This is a genomic window from Pseudoalteromonas sp. S3785, assembly GCF_005887365.1.
Classification (GTDB): domain Bacteria; phylum Pseudomonadota; class Gammaproteobacteria; order Enterobacterales; family Alteromonadaceae; genus Pseudoalteromonas.
Genome location: NZ_PNCT01000060.1, coordinates 1 through 21,045, shown reverse-complemented (window position 1 = coordinate 21,045; position 21,045 = coordinate 1). Strand labels below are relative to the sequence as shown.

Genomic DNA, 21,045 nt, shown 5'->3' with positions numbered 1-21,045 from the left:
AATCATGACCAAAATTGAATACAATCACGCCCATAAATGCATTGTTATCAGCCCCGTAGAGGCGCCTCATGATGAAGACTTTGAGCTGTGGAGCACACTGTTTTTGCACGCTGATGAGATAACCATTATTGATTACGCACAAGGGGCTGATCGTCATCAATTACGTTTTAGCTATCAACAGCAAACCTTTAATTTAAATTTTGAACACTACAGCGAAAGTATTTGGATTAATGGCGAAGGCCGTGAAGCCGAGCACTTATTAGCAGCCCTGGCCTTTTACTTAAGCTAAAACGCATCCCTATGCTCTAAACAAGCAGCGTTGAGGTTAATTAACAAAGGTGCTTAACGGTAACAATTAATTAGTTTCAAAATCCATACCTTTTACTTACATTGTAATAACAATGATGTAAGCTGATATTACGACTCATATTGGCAGTAGTATTGAAGAGGTTCAATGGTGAATAAAAAATGGATTGCACACTGTTGTATAAGCTTAGCTCTCGTAAGCTTTAGTGCGCCTAAGGCCTTTGCACAACAACCAAGCAATAAAACTAGCAGCTGCCCCACAGTGCAATCGCACTCAAATAAAAGCAATAACTTACGCCGCGAAGTTGAAGATACAACCACGCTCGTTAATAGCCGCAGCGATGCTCAAATAGCGTCAATTACCCTTAACCAACTCAATGTGTTTAATACCGAACTGGAAGAGGAAAATAACGCGCTTTTTCGTTTTGCTAACCGTGCGCATATCCAAACAGAGCCAGATGTAATTAGTAATATTTTGTTATTTAAACAAGGCGATAATTACAATGCCAGAAAACTCGCTGAGTCAGAGCGTTTATTACGCCAACAAAACTATTTATACGATGCGCAAATAAGCGCGATTGAAAACTGCGACGGCAACGTAGATGTAACCGTAGTAACTCGCGATTTATGGACCCTACTACCCGAAATAAGCTTTAGCCGCAGCGGTGGCGAAAATAAATCGAGCATAGGTTTTCGCGAGTCGAACTTACTAGGTTGGGGTAAGCGTTTATCGTTTTCACGCACCACCGACAGCGATCGTAATGGTTATTTATTTGTTTATGACGATCCTAATATATTATCAAGCCGGTATCGCGGGCGCTTAGAATATGCCGATAACAGCGATGGTAAACGCCACTTATTAGAGTTAACTTACCCGTTTTATGCCATAGATACGCCCTATAGCTATGGTATTAAAAGCTTTTCTGAACAAAGAGAAGAGGCGCTGTATCGCCGGGGTGACGAATACAGCGAGTTTGATCAAACAACCAATTTTTTTAGCGCTTTTTTAGGTCACTCTAAAGCATTATCTGATAGCTGGACGCAGCGATTGACACTTGGCTATGTAAACCAAGAAGACAGCTTTGCAGAAATAGAAACAACCTTTGCTCCCTTAGCCAAAGATAGACAGCTAAGTTACCCCTATGTTAGCGGTCATTGGTTTGAAGACAGTTATATAAAAGTACGTAATTTTGACAGTATTTCGCGCACAGAAGATTTAAATTTAGGCTGGAACATTAAAGCGCTTTTAGGTTACTCCGATGAGTCTCTTAGTAATGATGACAGCAGAGCCGTGTATTCGTTAAAAGCTAAAAAAGCGCACTTTACTACCGACAGAACGCTGTGGCGTTTTAGTGCACAAATGGATGGTTATTGGAATAAAGAGCAAAAACAGCTTGAAAACTTTTTGGCCACCAGCGAAGTGCTGTACTACTTAAATACCAGCGAAAACCAATCCTGGTTTGTTAAAGCCCGCGCCCAGTATGCTAAAAACCTAACTGCCGATAAGCAGCTAACACTTGGCGGCGAAACAGGCCTTCGTGGCTATCCTATGGATTACCAGCACGGCGACCGAAGCTTTTTAGTCAGCCTAGAAAAACGCTATTACTGGGAGTACGATTTACTGCAGTTATTTAAAGTAGGTGCAGCGGGCTTTGTTGATGTTGGCCGCGCTTGGTTTAACGATGAAGATAACGGCGAGAACGATCATGTTTTAAAAAATGTTGGGGTGGGTTTGCGCCTAGCGCCAAGCAGAGCAAACTCTGGCACCATGATCCACCTTGATATTGCCGCTCCACTAGATGGCTACGATGATGTTGATTCGGTGCAATGGCTTGTGAGTGTTAAAAACACTTTTTAAATAGCGGGTAATAAACGAAAGCGTTACACTAGCGCTTTAAATTTTCCTAAAAACAGTACGGTATCTCACTTTGGAATTGTTTACGCTTTTAGAGCTAATGGGTACGCAATATAAATTAATTGTTACCCTTATTGCCGTTTTACTTTTTCCACTGTTATTAAAAGCAACAAAAAAACTGCTCGAAAAAGCCATTAAAGGAAAAGTAGATGTTCATCGTAAATTTAGGGCTGAGCTTTTATTAAAAATCATTTTAGCGTTTGTTGTACTGTGTTTAGTGCTGATATTTTGGGGCATTGAGCTGCGCGGGTTATTAGTACTTGGCTCATCATTATTTGCTATGCTTGGGGTCGCTTTATTTGCCGCTTGGTCGCTGCTTAGTAACCTTACCGCTTTTTTACTCATGTTTATCCAAAACGGTTTTCATGTAGGTAATTGGGTACGTATTGTTGATGGCGCAAACCACATAGAAGGCCGCATAGTCGAACTAGGTTTAATGAACGTACTCCTTGAACATGTAGATGGGCATAGGGTTGTTTATCCTAATAACCTGTTTGTTACCCGCCCTGTTATGGTGTTAAATAAGGAGCCAAAGCCTACTAAAGCGCCGGTAATAAAACGCATAATTGGCCCTAAAAAGACATAGTTTAAAAAGTCATATTCACAAAAAAGCCGCAGTAGATAAATTACCTACTGCGGCTTTTTACTAGCTAACACAATGCTAATTATTTAGCTCCGCTGTTTTAAGCTCTTCATCTAAATCATTTATTTCGTCAATAAAATGCTCTAACTGCTGCTCTACTAGGCTATTTGCATTTGCAAAATAGGCAAGGTGAAACACCGCATCCCCCTCGTTTACCAGTGGCATAGTTTGCTGACCTATTACAATACCGCCTTTAGGCGCTAAAAGCTCAAGCTCGGCATCACCTAATGGGCTACTTATATATGCCAGCACTTGGCCTTTTTCTACGTGTTCACCCAGCGATACCTGCGCGCGTACAATGCCATCTACCTCAGCGCGTATCCAACTTGTAGAACCGGCAATAATAGGATCGGGCAGTTTTTTAGGACGTTTGCCACGGATCATTTTTAAATGCCGCATCACATAGTCCACACCCTGTACACCTGCGGCAATGGCTATAGGGTCAAAACGTAAGGCTTCACCCGCTTCGTAAGTGATAACCGGTATACCTAAATTAGCGGCTTCACTTCGTAATGAGCCATTACGAAGTGATGCGTTTATAACCGCGGGTGTGCCGAATACTTTAGCCATCTCAGCGGTTGCTTCATCATCTAAGTTAGCGCGTATTTGCGGTAAGTTAGTACGATGGATAGCGCCGGTATGTAAATCAATAATGTGGGTACAATGTACCGCCACCTGATTAAAAAACATATGCGCCATACGCCCCGCCAGCGATCCTCGTTCAGAGCCCGGAAAGCTGCGGTTCATATCGCGTCTATCGGGTAAATAACGCGACTTATGAATAAAGCCAAACACATTAACAATTGGCACAGCAATTATGGTTCCGCGTAATTGGCTTGCATCTATTTTAGAAAGCAGCTGGCGCACAACTTCTACACCATTTAGCTCATCACCATGAATAGCTGCACATATCATTAAAACAGGGCCTTCCATCACACCATTAACCACCTCAATAGGAATATTAAGTGGTGAATGGGTGTAAAGTTTAGCGGCCTCCAACGCGAGAGTTTTGCGCTCGCCCACCCCAATACTTTCCTCTAATAAAGTAAAAGGGCGATTAATTTTAACCTTTGCCACGGGTTGCGGTTCCTTTAATAGCAGCGTTTTTTTCGATAAATTCGATGACCATACCGGCAATATCTTTACCTGTTGCTACTTCAATCCCTTCAAGCCCTGGAGAAGAATTCACTTCCATAACCAGTGGCCCACGTGATGAACGAAGTAAATCAACACCTGCTACATTTAAGCCCATTGCTTTTGCTGCAGCAACAGCTGTTTTACGCTCTTCTGGGGTAATGCGTACTAATGTCGCGCTACCACCACGGTGAAGGTTTGAGCGAAACTCGCCTTCTTGCGCTTGGCGCTTCATGGCCGCTATTACTTTATCCCCTAATACAAAACACCGAATGTCGGCACCGCCAGCTTCTTTAATGTATTCTTGAACCATAATATTGGCTTTTAAGCCCATAAACGCTTCAATCACACTTTCAGCCGCTTTACGTGTTTCGGCCAGTACAACACCAATGCCTTGTGTGCCTTCAAGTAGCTTAATAACTACAGGTGTACCCCCTACCATTTCTAGTAGGTCTTTTACATCATCTGGCTTACTGGCAAAACCTGTTACCGGCATACCTACACCTTTACGTGATAACAGCTGAAGTGAGCGTAATTTGTCGCGCGAACGAGAAATAGCCACTGATTCATTAACCGGGTAAACCCCCATCATTTCAAACTGTCGCAACACTGAGCAGCCATAAAACGTTACCGATGCCCCAATACGTGGAACAATGGCGTCAAAATCTTTTAAATTTTCACCACGATAGTGAATTTCTGGCTGCTGTGAGTTTATGTTCATATAACAACGTAGCGCATCAATTACTTTTACTTCATGGCCGCGGGCTTCTGCCGCTTCTATTAGGCGTCGCGTTGAATACAAACTACTGCTGCGAGATAAAATACCAATTTTCATAGTTAAAACCTTAACTATCTAATAAATGAGATAAAGCCGGGTTAACGACTAAGTGGTTTTCCATGGCTGTACGGCCAAGTAACATCCTAAATTTCATTGTTGCTCTATTTGTTAGCGTCACTTCAATAGGCCAGCTATGTTGGCCTGCATGTAGTGTGGTCTCTATAAAATAGCGCATTTCTTTTTGCCCACTTGAACTGGTTACAGCTTTAATTTTTTTAACCTTCGCGGAGCATTTAACCTGTGTTTGTTCATCACCTTGTAATGGTTGCGCTATAAATTTCACCCATTTTTCGCCATTTTTTTGGTACTCTTCAATATTAACTGCATGAATACATGAGGTGCGGGCGCCAGTATCCACCTTTGCTTTAATCTTCTCGATACCAAGCTCCGGTAAACTCAACCACTCACGCCAACCCACGGTCAACTTTGCTTTCATAAATGTGCCCTTAATAAAAAAGTGACTTATACGCTAAGGCGAAAAAAACACCAGCGAAATAAATTTATCTAGTCGATGAGTAAATTAAATTGATCTTTTATAGAAACTGACCACACAATGCACACCTTGTTGCTTAGCGTTTTATTTAGCAATTAAAGGCTGCATATGGGGTTAAGCCTTAAAGCTAACTGACTAAAAAAATTAAGGTAGCTTTAAAAAGCACTTTGCAGATACGCTATAGTTATTTGTATTAAAAACACACTATTATATAGGCCTTAAATATGATTAATGGTTTACTGCATGCATTGGTGCTTGACGAAAAAGGTGGTGCGCACGCCATAGAAAACACTCGCGATTTAAATAACTGGCACCCTAAACAAGGTAAACTGTGGATACATATGGACTACAGCCAAAGCGAGGCAGTAACGTGGTTAAAAAACCAAGAACATCTTAGTGACTTTGAGCTTGCTTCGCTTATTGCTGATGAAACTCGCCCGCGCTTAACACCCAGTACCAATGGCCATATGCTGTTTTTACGTGGTGTAAATTTAAATCCTGCACAAAGCCCTGAGGACATGGTTTCAATTCGTTTATTTATTAACGAATCAATAGTTATTACTACGCGCAAGCGTCGCTTACTTTCAATCCAAGATATATTAGCAGAGCTTAATGCTGGCCAAGGCCCATGCTCTATTTCTGAGCTGGTTTGCTGTATAACCCAAAAGCTGACATCACGGATGCAAAGTGTCATTAATAAGCTCGATGAAACCTTGGATGAATTTGAAGAGGAAATAGACGAGCCAAGCAAAAAATTTGATAACCAAGGTTTATCACAACTACGGCGTCAAACTATTGCCTTGAAACGTTACTTAAAACCACAAAAAGAAGCGCTAAGTTTACTGATAAATAACTACTACCTTTGGCTTAAAGATGAAGATAAAGCAAAACTAAACGAAACTACTAACTTACTTATTCGCTATTTAGAAGAGCTAGATAGCGCTATAGAGCGCGCACAAATTATTCAGCAAACCATTACCAACCAAGTGTCTGAGCAACTAAATCAACGCATGTACGTTATGTCAGTTGTGGCGGCGCTTTTTTTACCGCTGGGCTTTTTAACAGGCCTTTTAGGGGTAAATGTAGGCGGTATACCTGGGACCGAAAACCCCTATGCATTTAGTACATTTGTGATTTTTTTGATTGTGCTTACAGGTGGTATAGGGCTGTATTTTAAAAATAAAAAGTGGTTATAAAAAAGTTTTTAATGCGGCCACTCAGGTGAGTGGCCATGATTGAGCCGCTGATTAATTAGTTTGGCGCGTATAACTCACATTGGTCATCGTCACTTTTGATTCTGTAATGCCTAAATCCTCAAAACAGTTTTTAAACGAGTTAGAGTTACCGGCCTCACCACATTTATCTAATGTGTACGGGTCTTGTGATTGCAAGTAGTTACCAAATTTAAAGTATGACTGCGAATCATCCTCTACCGGTATACCAAACGAATTACCAAAAGCCGTCACCTCAACATCACCGTAGTTATTAACCACTCGTAAGTTGAATGACTCACCACTGGTAATAGTACCTAGAGCAAACTTTTCTTCATTACCGCTGGTATTACGTAAACGTACGTACACATCAAAAATACCATTACCTGCTACGCTGTCGTTAAAGCCTGACTCATCAGTATCAGAGACATACACTTTAGAAATTGTTCCGGTATCGCTGGCGTGGTGCTGTGAAATAATTGTTTTTCCACCGTCAGACATTTCCACCTTTACCGTAGCTTCGAACACCTCATAGGTTTGAGTCATAGCAACGCGCAGGCTTTCTTTTACCTTATACTCGTGACGCCAGCCATTACCATTAGGCGTAATATGTTGCGCCTCTAACGGCACAAACACCAAAGTACTATCGTTAACTAAAGGATTGGGGTTATCCCCTTCTAAATCAAAAATACTGCCACTGGTAATGCTGCTAGGAATTGTTGAACCATTTGAGTTATCGCTGCCGCCATCTGAGCCGCCATCATTGCTGCCACTACCCTCAACCAAGGCAAAATTATCAAATCGTACATCGCTGGTGTTATTGTAATGTTTAGCGAAAACCTGCAGTGAATTGGTATTAGCCGTAGTAAATGTTTTTGTTACTTTAGTCCACGAAGAAACATTAAAGGTTTGGTTTTTAAATAAACCATTTAAGTCGTTTACACCAATTTGCCCTTTACCGAGCACATAAGCGCTTAGGGTGTATTCAGTGTTAGGCTGCACATCGACTACTTGATAAACGCGTGCTGGGCTACCCTGAATTTTTAGCGATTTTGAGCCACTGTAAGCATCTGAGGAAATAGCGGCTGGGTCAGTTTCGTTCCAGTTACTAAAGCCACTTTCAAAGCCTGCATTATTAATTGTTGCAGCATGAGATAGTGCTGAGCTTGTCGCAATTGCGCTGTAAAAAAACAGTTTTTTATGGTTAATCATTATCTTTATTCCTTTAAACCTGAACATAAAAATAACCTAACTACTTAGTTTTGTGGTAGCCACTAAAACTTAGATCACACTGTATAAACAGGTTTCTACTTTTGTGTATGAATCGATTTGGCAAGACAATCCAGGTTACAAAAATCAATATAAAACCCAAAATTGGACTTACCAATATTAATGCCACATGGCGAGGTAAAGGCTATATTTTTTGTTACCAATATGTCAACAGTAAATCTAATAGCAAATAAGTATTAGTTTTATTAAGAATTGTATTCAAAAACTTTAAATAGTAACAATTATTCAATAGGTTATATGTTGAGGACAGATTAGCGATAAATAAAAATATTTTTTCTATTTAATAAATAAGTAGTACGCCGGAAAAATCTCTATTACCAATAAAAATATAGCAAGCTTAACTTTTAATGAATAAATTTAGATAAATTAAATTTTTTACATGAAAAATAACAATTGGTTATAACAAAAATAAAATTGGTAATACTAAAAAACTTATATTTTTTGCCGTTAAATAAGGCAAAATAAAGGCGGGGATTAGTGCGCCATTACACTAAAAAATGTGCATTAATATTTAATACCAATCCGCAATAATATCTAATCATTTTGCGGGGCTAAACGTGTCGCTATCTGCGTTAAAAAATTCTCATTTAGAACAACTAAATAGCGAATTTTTTGCCTTGCTATCAACACGTTTTTCCATCCTCAAAATAGATCACTTACTTATGCGGATTGATATAAAATAGGCAGGAGCTTAAAGAATCATGTTTTCTCTGTGCACAAAAAAGCGAGCATATAAATGCTCGCTTTTATCAACTAGCTAACGCCTTACTCTTGAAAGTAAGTGCCCCAACCGTCGTACTCAACGTCACACTCAGCAGCTAGGGCTGCAAGTTTATCAACGTCTTCCATTATAACTTCAACGTCTAGCTCAGCTTCGACGACAATATCAAAGCTCCAAATTTTGCTGCCATCTTCTAGCTCAAGCTCTGCCGGCTCTTCAACATCGTAGCCTAATTTAAAAGCAGCCAGCGCAGCTTGCTCTAATTTGCTAAAATCTTCGCATACAAAATGATGCTCAACTTCATAAAGTATTTCAGGATCAGAGCCATCTTCAAGTAGTGAACTTACGATGTCTTCACTTATTTCACGCCAGTTTTCCATTATTTATCTCTCACTTGAGCATCTAATTCAGTTATTTTAGCTGCCATAATACTATGCACTTGAGTGGCCTGTTCACGGGCACTCACTTCTTTATCAAGTGATATAGGCGCTAACATTTCAATGTAAATTGTACCATTATCCCAGCGGTTTAGCTTAATAGTTTTATCTGTTGTGCTCATACATACCGGTACTATGGGTACATCTGCGCTTAAAGCGGTATGAAATGCCCCCGTTTTGAATGGCAACAAACCACGACCATAGCTTCGAGTGCCTTCAGGGAAAACCCAAACAGATAAACCATTTTGTTTAATTTTTTCAGCGGCTTTTGAAATTGTACCTGCTGCTTTAGAGCGATTTGCTCTATCTATTAATATGTTTCCCGACAACCAATAAAGCTGCCCAAAAAATGGGATCCACTTTAAGCTTTTTTTGCCTAAACTTACGCAATTTTTAGGCACCATGGCTGGTACGGTAAATAAGTCATAATTGTTTTGATGGTTAGATATATACACCGCAGGGCCAATATTTTTTGCATCAGGGTGGCGTTTTAATACAAGTTTAACTCCAAGCATTTTAGCCATCGAAGCAAACCAACCTGCAATCACATGCACATTGTTAGGATGAAACGGCCTCACAATTGACAGTAACAACCCAAACACGCAGCTGAAAAATATAAACAGCACCATAATTAAAATACGTATAACAGCTAACAAACTTTTCTCCAAAATGTGTGTGCAATGCGCTATAAGCCGCGCATATTTTACTATTATAACGTGATTTTATGACGAACTCGAGACAATAGCGAACAGCTGTAAGCTGAAAAATACAGGATAAACAAAAACGGCCTGCAAAAGCAGGCCGTTAGAGGTATCTATTACGGGTTTATTCCTCAGCTAACGTGTCATCACTTTGCTCATCAGCCGGCGTAAACTCGACAACAGCTTCATCAACACGTTGTAAGCCTCGAGGTAACTTATTACCTCTGCGTCCACGCTCGCCATGATAATGCTCCAAGTCACTCGGTTTGAGCGTTAGCTTTCGTTTACCAGCATGGAGTGTAACGCTACTGCCTTGCGGTACTACAGCAAGTACTTTTACAAACTCTTCACGTGCTTGTACTTTAGCGCCCGGAATAGAGATGATTTTATTGCCTTTACCTTTACCCAATTTTGGTAAGTCGCGCAATGGAAATAACAGCATTCGTCCTTCGTTAGAAATAGCCATGCAGTAATCGGTCGCTACATCGTTCACTCTTATGGGTGATAGTAAAATGCCGCCCTTAGGCACGCTTACCAAGGCTTTACCGTTTTTATTTTTACTCACTAAATCTTTAAACTCGGTTATAAAGCCATAACCTGCATCCGACGCCATAAGTAGCACTTGATTATCTTCACCCATTACCACATGCTCAAAATTAGCGCCTGTGGTGAGGTTAAAGCGCCCTGTCATGGGCTCACCTTGGCTCCGTGCCGATGGCAAGCTGTGCGCATCCGTTGCAAATGCACGCCCCGCAGAGTCTAAAAATACTGCTGGCTGATTACTCTTCCCCTTAGCGGAGGCTTTGTATTCATCGCCAGCACGGTAATTAAGCCCTTCTACGTCAATGTCATGGCCTTTACCAACACGTGCCCAGCCTTTATCAGAAAGCACGACTGTTACCGACTCTGAAGGAATTAAATCTTTTTCACTCAGTGCTTTAGCTTCTACGCGCTCAATAACAGGTGAGCGACGTTCGTCGCCGTACATGTCGGCCGCTTCTTGAATTTCTTTTTTAAGAAGCGTTGACATACGACGGTCTGAGCCAAGCGTTTGCTCTAACTTGTCACGCTCTTTAGCCAGCTCATCTTGCTCGCCACGTATTTTAAATTCTTCTAGTTTTGCTAAATGACGAAGTTTTAATTCTAAAATGGCTTCGGCTTGGATTTCGGTTAACTCAAAGCGCTCCATTAACACAGGTTTTGGTTTATCCTCTGTGCGTATAATTTCAATCACTTCGTCAATATTTAAAAAGGCAGCGAGTAAACCTTCTAAAATATGCAACCGCGCCAGCACCTTATCTAAACGGTGCTGTAAACGCCTACGTACTGTTTCACGTCTAAACGTTAGCCACTCAGATAAAATACTGCGTAAGTCTTTCACTTGCGGGCGGCCATCAAGGCCTAGCATGTTTAAATTTACACGGTAGTTTTTTTCAAGGTCGGTAGTGGCAAATAAGTGCGCCATTAACGGCTCAGCTTTAATGCGGTTTGAACGCGGTACTATCACGATGCGGGTTGGATTTTCGTGATCAGACTCATCACGTAAGTCGGCAACCATTGGCAGCTTTTTAGCATTCATTTGCGCCGCTATTTGCTCAAGCACCTTAGCCCCAGAACATTGATGTGGCAGCGCAGTAATCACGATATCGCCGTGCTCTTCAGTATACACCGCGCGCATTTTAATTGAGCCTCGGCCGGTTTTGTATATTTTATGAATATCGGCTTTTGGGGTAATTATTTCAGCGTCGGTTGGGTAATCAGGCGCGTGTACAAGCTCAAGTAATTCATCAAGCTCAGTTTTAGGCTTATCAAGTAATAAACAACACGCACTGGCCACTTCGCGCACATTATGTGGCGGAATATCAGTTGCCATACCTACCGCAATACCGGTTACGCCATTTAATAAAATATGCGGTAAACGTGCAGGAAGTACTAGTGGCTCATCCATGGTGCCGTCAAAGTTTGGCGTCCAATCAACGGTGCCTTGGCCTAGCTCTTTAAGTAATACCTCAGAGAACTTTGATAAGCGCGCTTCGGTATAACGCATGGCCGCAAACGATTTAGGGTCATCTGCTGCACCCCAGTTACCTTGGCCATCCACCAGCGGGTAGCGGTAAGAAAACGGCTGTGCCATTAATACCATAGCCTCGTAACAGGCACTGTCGCCATGCGGGTGGTATTTACCTAATACATCACCTACCGTACGAGCCGATTTTTTATATTTAGCCGCGGCCGATAATCCCAGCTCGCTCATAGCATAAATAATACGACGTTGAACCGGTTTTAAACCATCACCAACATGCGGTAATGCACGGTCCATAATTACGTACATAGAGTAATTTAAGTAGGCGTCTTCGGTAAAACGCCCCATTGTTTGTTGTTCAATTCCTTGCATTAGCAAGGTATCTGTATCACTCATTAAAGCTTACCTAGTTTTTCTTATAGCTTACGCGGTAGATCACGTTTGCGTAATCGTCGCTTATCAGCAGACTGCCGTCATTTAATTGTGCAAATGCAACTGGGCGTCCAAATGTTGTTTCGTTATGCATAAAGCCGGTAATAAACGGTGTGTATTTAGTAATACGCCCTTGTTCTACATTGGCTAAAGCCACTTTATAACCAGACTTTTTAGTTCGATTCCACGAGCCGTGTTCCGCTACAAATAACTGCTCTTTGTAATTAGCTGGGAACTGTTTGCCGGTGTAAAAATGAATACCTAAAGGCGCAACGTGAGCACCTAGTGCAAGCGCTGGCGCACTATAGTCGCTCATGTTTTTACCTTTACCAAACTCAGGGTCTAAAATGGCACCGGCGTGAACGTAAGGGAAACCAAAGTGCTCGTTTTCTTTACTTACGCGGTTAATTTCATCCGGTGGGATGTCATCACCCATCATATCGCGGCCATTATCACTAAACCAAAGCGCTTGCGTGCTGGGGTGAAAATCAAAGCCTACCGAGTTACGTACCCCTTGGGCTATTGTTTTAATTTGTTTAGTTTCTACATCTAATGCAAAAATACGTCCGTAGCGCTCATCTTCGGCGCATATATTACACGGTACACCAACCGGAATAATAAGCTCGCCGGTGGGCGCAAAACGTAAAAACTTCCACCCGTGGTGACGATCCGATGGCAATGCGTTGTAAACAACATCAAATTTAGGGTCTTTTAGCTGTGTATCGACGTTTTTAAAACGAATAATACGGTGTACTTCTCCTACGTATAAATCGCCATCTTTAATTGCTAGCCCAGAGGGCATATTTAGCCCCTCAGCAATCACCATTTTTTTATCGGCTACGCCATCGCTGTTATGATCAATTAACGCATATACATTTCCGGCTTTGCGAGAACCTGCGTAAACAATGCCTTTTTTTGATACTGCTATTTGGCGCGCGTTTTCAACATCATCAGCAAATAAGCTTACCTCAAACCCAGGTGCTACGGTGAGTTTGTCTAGTATGTCTTTTGCCATTGCTGGGGCTGTTGTTAAGCCAAGCAACAATAAACTTCCTAGTATTTTATTCATTTGCCTCTCCAAGTGTTAAACACAAGCCTATTAAACTTGTGCTTTATTACCATGATCTTCTAGCCACTGGCGTCTGTCTAATGAGCGTTTTTTAGCAAGTAGCATATCCATCATTTCTAATGTTTGCTCTTCTTCATCAAGTGTAAGTTGCACTAAACGGCGCGTATTTGGATCCATTGTGGTTTCGCGCAGCTGTAGCGGGTTCATTTCACCCAGCCCTTTAAATCGCTGCACGTTAACCTTGCCGCGTTTTTTCTCAGCCTCTATGCGGGCTAAAATACCTGTTTTTTCGTCTTCATCGAGGGCGTAATAAACCTCTTTACCAATATCGATTCTAAACAACGGAGGCATCGCTACATAAACATGCCCTGCTTTAACCAGCTGCGGAAAGTGACGTACGAACAATGCACACAATAAAGTGGCAATGTGCAGACCATCGGAGTCAGCATCGGCCAATATACAAATTTTATTATAACGCAGGCCGGTTAAATCACTTGAGTCTGGGTCAATACCCAGCGCCACCGAAATATCGTGCACCTCTTGCGAGGCTAATATTTGCCCTGACTCTACTTCCCACGTATTCAAGATTTTACCACGCAGTGGCATTATTGCCTGAAACTCACGATCGCGCGCTTGTTTAGCCGAGCCACCTGCTGAGTCACCCTCTACTAAAAAGAGTTCTGTGCGGTCGTTATCGGCTGCACTACAATCAGTCAACTTACCAGGCAGTGCAGGGCCTGAGGTAACGCGTTTACGCACCACTTTTTTTGCTGCACGTAAACGACGCTGTGCATTTGAAATGCACAATTCGGCAAGCAGTTCAGCGGTATCTGTGTGCTCGTTTAACCATAGGCTAAAAGAATCCTTAACCACGCCAGCTACAAACGCTGCGCATGAGCGAGAAGAAAGCTTTTCTTTGGTTTGGCCAGCAAATTGTGGGTCTTGCATTTTTACCGATAACACATAGCTACAGCGCTCCCAAATGTCATCAGGGGTAAGCTTTACGCCACGCGGTAATAAGTTTCTAAATTCACAAAATTCGCGCATTGCTTCAAGTAAGCCTTGGCGCAAACCATTTACGTGTGTACCACCTTGTGCGGTAGGAATAAGGTTTACATAACTCTCGGCAATTGACTCGCCGCCTTCAGGTTGCCATACAACAGCCCAATCGGCTCCTTCAATCGAGCTTGAAAACTCGCCTACAAATGGGTCTTTTGGCAGTAATTCAAAGCCTTTAACAGCTTCAATTAAGTAATCCTTTAAGCCTGTTTCGTAAAACCATTCTTGAGTTTCTTTAGTTTGCTTATTAACAAACTTAATGCGCAAGCCTGGGCATAAAACCGCTTTAGCTTTTAATAGGTGGTTTAATTTAGTAATTGAAAAGTTAGCTGAGTCAAAGTAACTCGCATCGGGCCAAAATCGAACGGTTGTACCCGTATTGCGCTTACCCACAGTGCCAATGACATTTAAGTCTTCAACTTTATCGCCGTTTTCAAAGGCCATTCTGTACTGTTGTGCATCGCGTCTTACGGTAACCTCTACACGTGTAGATAACGCATTTACAACCGAAATACCTACGCCATGTAAACCGCCCGAAAACTGGTAGTTTTTATTTGAGAATTTACCACCTGCATGTAGCTTGGTAAAAATCAGCTCCACACCCGGAATGCCTTCTTCTGGGTGAATATCTATCGGCATACCACGGCCATCGTCTATAACTTCAAGTGAGTTATCTTCGTGTAAAATCACATCAATTTTAGTGGCATGGCCCGCCATGGCTTCATCGACACTGTTATCAATAACTTCTTGGCCTAAATGATTCGGACGTACCGTATCGGTGTACATACCTGGGCGGCGTTTTACCGGCTCTAATCCATTGAGAACCTCAATGGCTTCGGCATTATAATTTTGCTGACTCATAATTTTTATCTTTTTATGCGCTTAGGCTAATTTGTTTTAGGTAATTTAAGAAACTCTACAATACTATCTAAGGTGCGTTCAAAACCTACAAAGCTGTGATCGCCACCAAACTCAACTAACTGTTTACATTGTGAAAAATAATTTACTGCGTGTTGATAATTTAACACTTCATCTCCCGTTTGCTGTAACAAATAAAGCAGTTTGGGCGATGTTAATTTAGGCACATACAATGCTTTTAATGCATCTATGTGGCTGCTATTTAACTCATAATGATAATCTTGATACGGATTATAATTGTGGCCAATAAGCGGCGCTAATAAGTTAAACGGTGCTACTGCTGGGTTTATTAGTGCTGCTCGCAGGTTATAACGCTGCGACAAATAGGTGGCATAAAACCCACCTAGTGAGCTCCCAAGTAACGCGGTATCTGGCGTTAATAAATGCTCAAGCTGTAAAATAGCTCGTAAGGGCTCGTGATTTAAACGTGGTACACAATAGTCAACGTCATAGTTTGCCATAAGCTCGCCAAAGCGCACAGCTTTATATGATTTTTCAGAACTATTAAAACCATGAATATAAATTACGCGTTTAACCATACAACATCCGTTTTAACTGTTAAAGCATTGTCCTGTTTAGTTAAATGCAACATTCGATAAGCGGGGCCGAGGTTTTCTTGCCGCCATTGCGGGCTATTTTTTGTAAATTGCACCGAGCTGGCTGGGGTTGCATAAATACTCAACTCTCTAAAGGTTTGCATGTATTGATTGTGTACATGGCCATGAAATAGTGCGCCAACATTACCACTATTCACTAATACGTTTAATAATTGCGGGCCGTTTTCTAGCATGTGTTTATCTAGGTAGCCATTAATAGCAAGCGGGTTGTGATGACAAAACACCGCATGTTGCGATTGCGAACTTGCTAAACACTCCGTGATTTCATTTAAGTGCTCGCTAGATACCCACCCTGCAGGTGTAGGCCCTTTTGAATTGATAAGTAACAGCTCAAACCCTTGTGCGAGAATGTGTTTAGCTGACACTATTTGCCCACCACTGATGCGATTAAGCATGGCAATCTCATCATGATTGCCTGGTACCCAAAATACTGGGCAGGTCAACTCAGCGCTATTAATAAGCTCGGCAAATAATAAATACGATTCAAAGCTATGATCTTGTGTTAAATCACCACCAAATATAACCGCATCTAATGACTGTGTGGCCATGTGCGCTAATGCTTTTGCAAAATGCGCGGCGGTGTTTACGTTAAAGTACTCTGCATTAGGGTCGGCAAATAAATGGCTATCGGTTATGTGCGCAATACGCAGCGATGAGGTACTAAAGTGATAATGCTCATCAAACCAAGCCATTGTTTATATCCCAATTTAGTACTGCTTGGCCATGTTCTACACAGGCTACTAACCAGTCATATAAAAATGCATTAAGTTGATACTTTTCATCTTTTTGGTGCATTTTAGGATTTGGATAACCATAGGAGGGTTTTATCCGTTGATGGTAATCGTGATGAATAATTTCAGCCACTTTTGCATCTTGATAAAGCCTAACTGTTAAATACAAAGGAGAAACGCCTTTAACCATCCCTGTTAGCTGTTTGATAGAAATATCCAGTGTGTACTTAGCACTATCGTCAATGATAATGGCAAATTTACTATGACCTAATTTAATTTCACGCACGCTATTTGCGCTACGCTCTTTAGGTAATAGTTTTGAAAGACGCACGTAATTATGCTCGCAAAGTGTCATGTACTTTGGGAGGCTCTGAATATATCGTTGGGTTGCTAAAAGTGCTGTCAAAGTACCGCCGTATTAAAAAGTTAAAATTATGTCCACTTACTGCTTATTTTTTCTCGATTTAACGCCAACCACTGTAAACAGATTACCGTTGCCGCGTTATCTATTTCCCCGTTATTGAGGCGTGAAAGCGCATCATCAAGGGTTAAAATATGCGTTTTAATATCTTCACCTTCGCTTTCTAGGCCGTAAACACCACTTTGTACTTGGCTTAAATCTGCTCGCGCTAGGTATAAATGTAAGCGCTCTGTGGTGCCACCCGGACTTGAAAGGTAAGAAAGCATAAATTCAAGTTCTGTAAGCTCAAGCCCAGCCTCTTCATAGGCTTCTTTTTTTACTACACTCTCATAATCGGTGCTGCCATCGGTCATACCGGCAATACATTCTAGCAGCCAGGGCGAGTGTTTGCTGTTAATAGCACCAATACGTATTTGCTCTATTAAAAGGACACTTTGCGTAGTTACGTCATAAGGCAGTACAGCGATTGCATCGCCCCGCTCTAATATTTCACGCTTTATAAGTTGCGATGTACCACCATTAAACAGGCTATGCTCAAACTCATACATATCCACCTTAAAAAAGCCATTATACAGACTTTTAACTGCTTTTAAGCTCACATCTTTATGTGTAAATTGCACCAGGCTTTTATCTGCCATATTATACATCCCGCTTATTTGAACGATTAAAGTTTGTTAATATATTCTGTTACATTTGAACATACTGTTTTACCAATTTCTTTTTTAGTTATTGGTCAAAACACGTTACCATGCTTTTAGTACAAAATTTGTCTAAGGACTGAACCTAACATGAAAAAGAACATCCTTGCAGCGCTCGTTAGTTTGTCGTGCGCATTAGGCACAACTACAGCAAGTGCTGAAGATTTAATGCAAGTTTTTGAAATTGCTACTGCTAACGATCCCACTGTTTTAAAAGCGAAAGCGCAAGCTGATGCGCAATCTTACGAAAGCGACTTAGCAATGAGTGCATTACTGCCGCAAATTGGCGTAAGCATGGGCTATGAAAAAAGCGATTCTACCTCTTTTCAGAGCGTTGGTAACTTAGCTGACCAAGTTAAAATTAATAGCGAAACCGACCAATTCACTCGCGGTGTTAGTTTAAGCCAAACCTTATTTGACCTAGGTGCTTGGAACACACTTGATATTGCCGAAAAACAAGCACTGCAAGCCAATGCACAATACGATAACGCCAAACAAAACTTAATTGTGCGCGTGGCTGAGGGCTATTTTAACGTATTAAGCGCCATTGATAACCTTGAATTTGTGCAAGCCGAAAAACGTGCCATAGAACGTCAGTTAGAGCAAACAAAACAGCGCTATGCAGTTGGTCTTACAGCGATTACAGACGTGCATGAGGCGCAAGCACAATATGATAACTCAGTAGCGCAAGAAATTATTGCTAGCAATGCTGTTGAAACAGCACGCGAGCAACTACGTGAAATCACCGGTAAATACCATGCAAAGCTTGATTTTTTAAACACCGAAACATTTTCAACGGTAAAACCGATTAAAAAATCGACTGACTTTGTGAAAGTCGCTGAAAACAACAATATCAGCTTACAAGTATCAAAAGTGACACTTGATATTGCTAAAGATCAAATTACGCTTGCTAAAGCGGGTCACTACCCTAAGTTAACACTTGATGCCAGCTACGGTGACTCGTTAACTGATCAAAATATAAATGGTTTAAGCTTTAACGACCAACCACGTGCCGATTCAACATCGGTTGCGGTTAATTTAAGTGTACCGCTGTACACAGGTGGCGCAACGGTTGCTGCAACGAAACAAGCCCGTGCGTTTTATGTTTCTGCAAGTCAAGATTACGAAACTAACTACCGCGCCGTAACGCGTACCGTAATTACTTCATACAACCAAGTTGTATCAGACATCGCAACCTACAAAGCCTTAGAGCAAGCTGTGGTATCAGCGCAAAGTGCACTTAAAGCCACTGAGGCGGGCTTTGAAGTAGGCACCCGTACTATCGTTGATGTGCTTGTAAGCACACAAAATCTATATAATGCTAAACGTAATTTAGCTGATGTGCGCTATCGTTACGTGTTATCTACACTTCGCTTAAAGCAAGCGGCTGGTACACTAACAAGTGCCGATTTACGCAGCATAAACCAAGGTTTAAAAAAAGCCTAATAAGTTAATTAGTAACGCTTAAAGCCAGCCATTGCTGGCTTTTTGTATTTTATTATGTGAAGCGTTAAACTAGCGTTTTTATTTTAGAGAGTATTTTGTGGTCACCTCATCTCCTTTTAAAGCCTCGTTTTTAGGCCCTCGCTATTGGCTAACGTGGATTGGCGTTTTCTTTTTATATTTGATTTCGTGGTTGCCACAAAAGTTTCAACTTAGCTTAGGTAAGTTGCTTGGGCGCTTGGTACACAGGTTTATGAAGCGTCGCCGCCATATTGCCGAGGTTAATATAAAGCTGTGTTTTCCTGATATGAGCGAAGCAGAGCAGCAACAGCTTGTGCTCAAAAATATGGAAAATACCGGTATTGCCATGGTTGAAACGGGCATGGCTTGGTGGTGGCCGCAATGGCGCGTTAAAAAAGCCTATGGCTCTATCAAAGGCTTAGAGCACTTTGAGCGTGTACAGGCACAAGGTAAAGGCGTTTTACTATTAGTGCCACATATTTTGCATTTAGAAATGGCGAGTCGTGTTATGGGCACCAAATGCCAAGGGCTGGGGTTTTACCGCCCGCACAATAATGCGCTCATGGAATACTTTACGACCAATGGACGCCTTCGTTCTAACGAGTATTTAATTGGACGAAAGGACGTAAAAGGCTTGTTAAAGTCACTAAAAAATAAAAAGGTGTGTTATTACCTACCCGACCAAGACTACGGCCGTAACCGCTGTGAATTTGTGCCTTTTTACGCAGTGCCAGATACAGCCACAACCACAGGTACATTACTTTTTGCAGCAAGCAAGCACTGTGAAACAATGAGCTTAATTAGCCGCAGAGATGAGCAAGGTAAATACCATTTAGAAATTGTACCTGAGCTTGAAAACTTCCCAAGCGGCGATGATAGAGCAGATGTAATACGCGTAAATCAACGTGTTGAACAAGCAATTAATGCCGCACCCGAGCAATATATGTGGCTACATCGCCGTTTTAAAACACGCCCTGATAAAAATACCCCTTCTTTTTATAAAAAGTAGTGGTATAAATAAATAATGATACTAAATGAGCATGAGTTATGTGGTTTTGGGTTAAGCATTTAATACTAGCAGTTGCGTTAATTTTATTAGCAGTTTACGTGTTAGTAGGTACAGGGCCCCTGTTTGATATAAAAGAGAGTAAGAACGCAGCCGCCGAAGGGCTTTCTCGCTTTTATTCGTCTATCCGTAATCAAGTTAAATCCGATAGGGAGCGCGACAAGTTTGTACTGCAACTTAAAAAGCCGGAGCAAACGCTTGAACGTGTTTTAGCAGAGCGCGGTAGAACCGTTGATCCTATGCCAGCTAGCTGGACAGGAACCAGTGCACCCAGACGCTTTGAAAACGGCTCTACGTTAAAAGACGTACTTAACCAATACGCTAAAAGCGAAGGTATTCAATTATATTGGTATTTAAGTAAAGACTACGTGGTAAAAGATCATTTTAGGGTTGATAGCAGTTTTACCTCAGCGCTTTATCAAGTTGGCCGCGCAATTAATGATGACTTTGAATACGAAGTGTATACCTACCTTTGCCACAAACAGCGCGCAGCAGTAATCACAGAGCTACCCTCTGAATTTGTGCGTAGCAATTGTTTAAAGCTAAATACTTAGCAGCGCAGATAAAGCAAACTCGTAATTATAAAAAACCCAAGCCTTTGCTTGGGTTTTTAGTATTTATGTTTCGAGGGCGTGTTGAACTTTGATGGTTGAATTTGCAGCAGCATGTTTGGTTTTTAGGCAAGACAGAGCCTATGAAGTGTGGTTATTCCACATAAATAGGCGATAACGCAGCATAAATGCCAAACATGCGCTGCCCTTCGGGTTCTGCCTAGGGGCGATAAACTCTTTGTTGCCTACATGGATGTAGGTAAGGGGCGTGAGACGTCCGGGCTAGCTTTGCTGCTTTTTTCGTTAC

General features: G+C 41.6%; 20 protein-coding genes. 7 read left to right on the top strand and 13 right to left on the bottom strand.

The annotated features are described in order from the left end of the window. Window positions 1-4 precede the first annotated feature (4 nt). From CWC17_RS15380 to CWC17_RS15370, 3 genes are all read left to right on the top strand, one after another. Window positions 5-289: a DUF3630 family protein gene (locus CWC17_RS15380; RefSeq protein WP_138613864.1), complete on the top strand. Its 285-nt coding sequence runs from the start codon at window positions 5-7 to the stop codon at window positions 287-289. A gap of 165 nt (window positions 290-454) precedes the next feature. Next, a complete protein-coding gene (locus CWC17_RS15375; RefSeq protein WP_138613862.1) occupies window positions 455-2,164 on the top strand; it encodes a ShlB/FhaC/HecB family hemolysin secretion/activation protein in 1,710 nt (569 codons plus the stop codon). 70 nt (window positions 2,165-2,234) lie between these two features. Then, window positions 2,235-2,807: a mechanosensitive ion channel domain-containing protein gene (locus tag CWC17_RS15370; protein WP_138613860.1), complete on the top strand. Its 573-nt coding sequence runs from the start codon at window positions 2,235-2,237 to the stop codon at window positions 2,805-2,807. Window positions 2,808-2,882: 75 nt separating this feature from the next. Here CWC17_RS15370 and CWC17_RS15365 read toward each other — a convergent pair whose 3' ends face one another. From CWC17_RS15365 to CWC17_RS15355, 3 genes are read right to left on the bottom strand one after another with little or no spacing between them, the layout of a single operon-like run. Beyond that, window positions 2,883-3,941: a succinylglutamate desuccinylase/aspartoacylase family protein gene (locus CWC17_RS15365; RefSeq protein WP_138613858.1), complete on the bottom strand. Its 1,059-nt coding sequence runs from the start codon at window positions 3,939-3,941 to the stop codon at window positions 2,883-2,885. Next, window positions 3,928-4,833: a 30S ribosomal protein S6--L-glutamate ligase gene (gene rimK, locus CWC17_RS15360; protein WP_055016323.1), complete on the bottom strand. Its 906-nt coding sequence runs from the start codon at window positions 4,831-4,833 to the stop codon at window positions 3,928-3,930. The genes CWC17_RS15365 and rimK overlap by 14 nt, the downstream gene beginning before the upstream one ends. A 10-nt stretch (window positions 4,834-4,843) precedes the next feature. Further along, the gene (locus CWC17_RS15355) at window positions 4,844-5,272 is read right to left on the bottom strand and encodes an ATP-dependent zinc protease family protein (RefSeq protein WP_138613856.1); all 429 of its coding nucleotides are present in this window, start codon (window positions 5,270-5,272) and stop codon (window positions 4,844-4,846) included. A 281-nt stretch (window positions 5,273-5,553) separates the two neighbouring features. On the opposite strand from CWC17_RS15355, the gene CWC17_RS15350 reads away from it, so the two are divergent. Continuing rightward, window positions 5,554-6,525, top strand: a complete 972-nt coding sequence (locus CWC17_RS15350; protein ID WP_138613854.1) for a zinc transporter ZntB — start codon at window positions 5,554-5,556, stop codon at window positions 6,523-6,525. A 51-nt stretch (window positions 6,526-6,576) separates the two neighbouring features. Here the strand turns inward: CWC17_RS15350 and CWC17_RS15345 are convergent, their stop codons facing one another. The 10 genes from CWC17_RS15345 to CWC17_RS15300 form a co-directional block, all read right to left on the bottom strand. After that, window positions 6,577-7,752, bottom strand: coding sequence for a polysaccharide lyase family 7 protein (locus tag CWC17_RS15345; protein ID WP_138613852.1), 1,176 nt, complete (start codon window positions 7,750-7,752; stop codon window positions 6,577-6,579). Window positions 7,753-8,595: 843 nt separating this feature from the next. Continuing rightward, window positions 8,596-8,931, bottom strand: a complete 336-nt coding sequence (gene rraB, locus CWC17_RS15340) for a ribonuclease E inhibitor RraB (protein ID WP_138540922.1) — start codon at window positions 8,929-8,931, stop codon at window positions 8,596-8,598. Continuing rightward, on the bottom strand, window positions 8,931-9,644 hold the full coding sequence (locus CWC17_RS15335; protein WP_055016318.1) for a 1-acylglycerol-3-phosphate O-acyltransferase: 714 nt from the start codon (window positions 9,642-9,644) through the stop codon (window positions 8,931-8,933). Before CWC17_RS15335 ends, rraB begins: the two co-directional genes overlap by 1 nt. Window positions 9,645-9,813: 169 nt before the next feature. Then, on the bottom strand, window positions 9,814-12,108 hold the full coding sequence (gene parC, locus CWC17_RS15330) for a DNA topoisomerase IV subunit A (RefSeq protein ID WP_138540924.1): 2,295 nt from the start codon (window positions 12,106-12,108) through the stop codon (window positions 9,814-9,816). Between the two features lie 10 nt (window positions 12,109-12,118). Next, window positions 12,119-13,213, bottom strand: a complete 1,095-nt coding sequence (locus CWC17_RS15325) for a PQQ-dependent sugar dehydrogenase (RefSeq protein ID WP_138540925.1) — start codon at window positions 13,211-13,213, stop codon at window positions 12,119-12,121. A 30-nt stretch (window positions 13,214-13,243) separates the two neighbouring features. Beyond that, window positions 13,244-15,133, bottom strand: a complete 1,890-nt coding sequence (gene parE, locus CWC17_RS15320) for a DNA topoisomerase IV subunit B (RefSeq protein ID WP_138613850.1) — start codon at window positions 15,131-15,133, stop codon at window positions 13,244-13,246. A 26-nt stretch (window positions 15,134-15,159) separates the two neighbouring features. Continuing rightward, complete coding sequence (locus CWC17_RS15315; protein WP_138613848.1) at window positions 15,160-15,729, bottom strand: YqiA/YcfP family alpha/beta fold hydrolase; 570 nt, start codon at window positions 15,727-15,729, stop codon at window positions 15,160-15,162. Beyond that, a complete protein-coding gene (locus CWC17_RS15310; protein WP_138613846.1) occupies window positions 15,714-16,499 on the bottom strand; it encodes a metallophosphoesterase in 786 nt (261 codons plus the stop codon). The genes CWC17_RS15315 and CWC17_RS15310 overlap by 16 nt, the downstream gene beginning before the upstream one ends. Continuing rightward, window positions 16,486-16,944 (bottom strand): DUF1249 domain-containing protein, encoded by a 459-nt coding sequence (locus CWC17_RS15305; RefSeq protein ID WP_138613844.1) that lies wholly within the window; start codon window positions 16,942-16,944, stop codon window positions 16,486-16,488. The genes CWC17_RS15310 and CWC17_RS15305 overlap by 14 nt, the downstream gene beginning before the upstream one ends. A gap of 26 nt (window positions 16,945-16,970) precedes the next feature. Next, the gene (locus tag CWC17_RS15300) at window positions 16,971-17,597 is read right to left on the bottom strand and encodes an NUDIX domain-containing protein (RefSeq protein WP_055016311.1); all 627 of its coding nucleotides are present in this window, start codon (window positions 17,595-17,597) and stop codon (window positions 16,971-16,973) included. Between the two features lie 150 nt (window positions 17,598-17,747). Here CWC17_RS15300 and tolC point away from each other — a divergent pair, with 150 nt between their 5' ends. The 3 genes from tolC to CWC17_RS15285 all read left to right on the top strand — a co-directional run bounded on the left by tolC (window position 17,748) and on the right by CWC17_RS15285 (window position 20,741). Next, window positions 17,748-19,103 carry an outer membrane channel protein TolC gene (tolC, locus tag CWC17_RS15295; protein ID WP_138540929.1) on the top strand — a complete coding sequence of 452 codons (1,356 nt, stop codon included), beginning with the start codon at window positions 17,748-17,750 and terminating at the stop codon, window positions 19,101-19,103. 97 nt (window positions 19,104-19,200) lie between these two features. Beyond that, the gene (gene lpxL / locus CWC17_RS15290) at window positions 19,201-20,130 is read left to right on the top strand and encodes an LpxL/LpxP family Kdo(2)-lipid IV(A) lauroyl/palmitoleoyl acyltransferase (protein WP_138540930.1); all 930 of its coding nucleotides are present in this window, start codon (window positions 19,201-19,203) and stop codon (window positions 20,128-20,130) included. Window positions 20,131-20,168: 38 nt separating this feature from the next. Further along, window positions 20,169-20,741, top strand: a complete 573-nt coding sequence (locus CWC17_RS15285; protein ID WP_138540931.1) for a toxin co-regulated pilus biosynthesis Q family protein — start codon at window positions 20,169-20,171, stop codon at window positions 20,739-20,741. The last annotated feature ends 304 nt before the right edge of the window (window positions 20,742-21,045 follow it).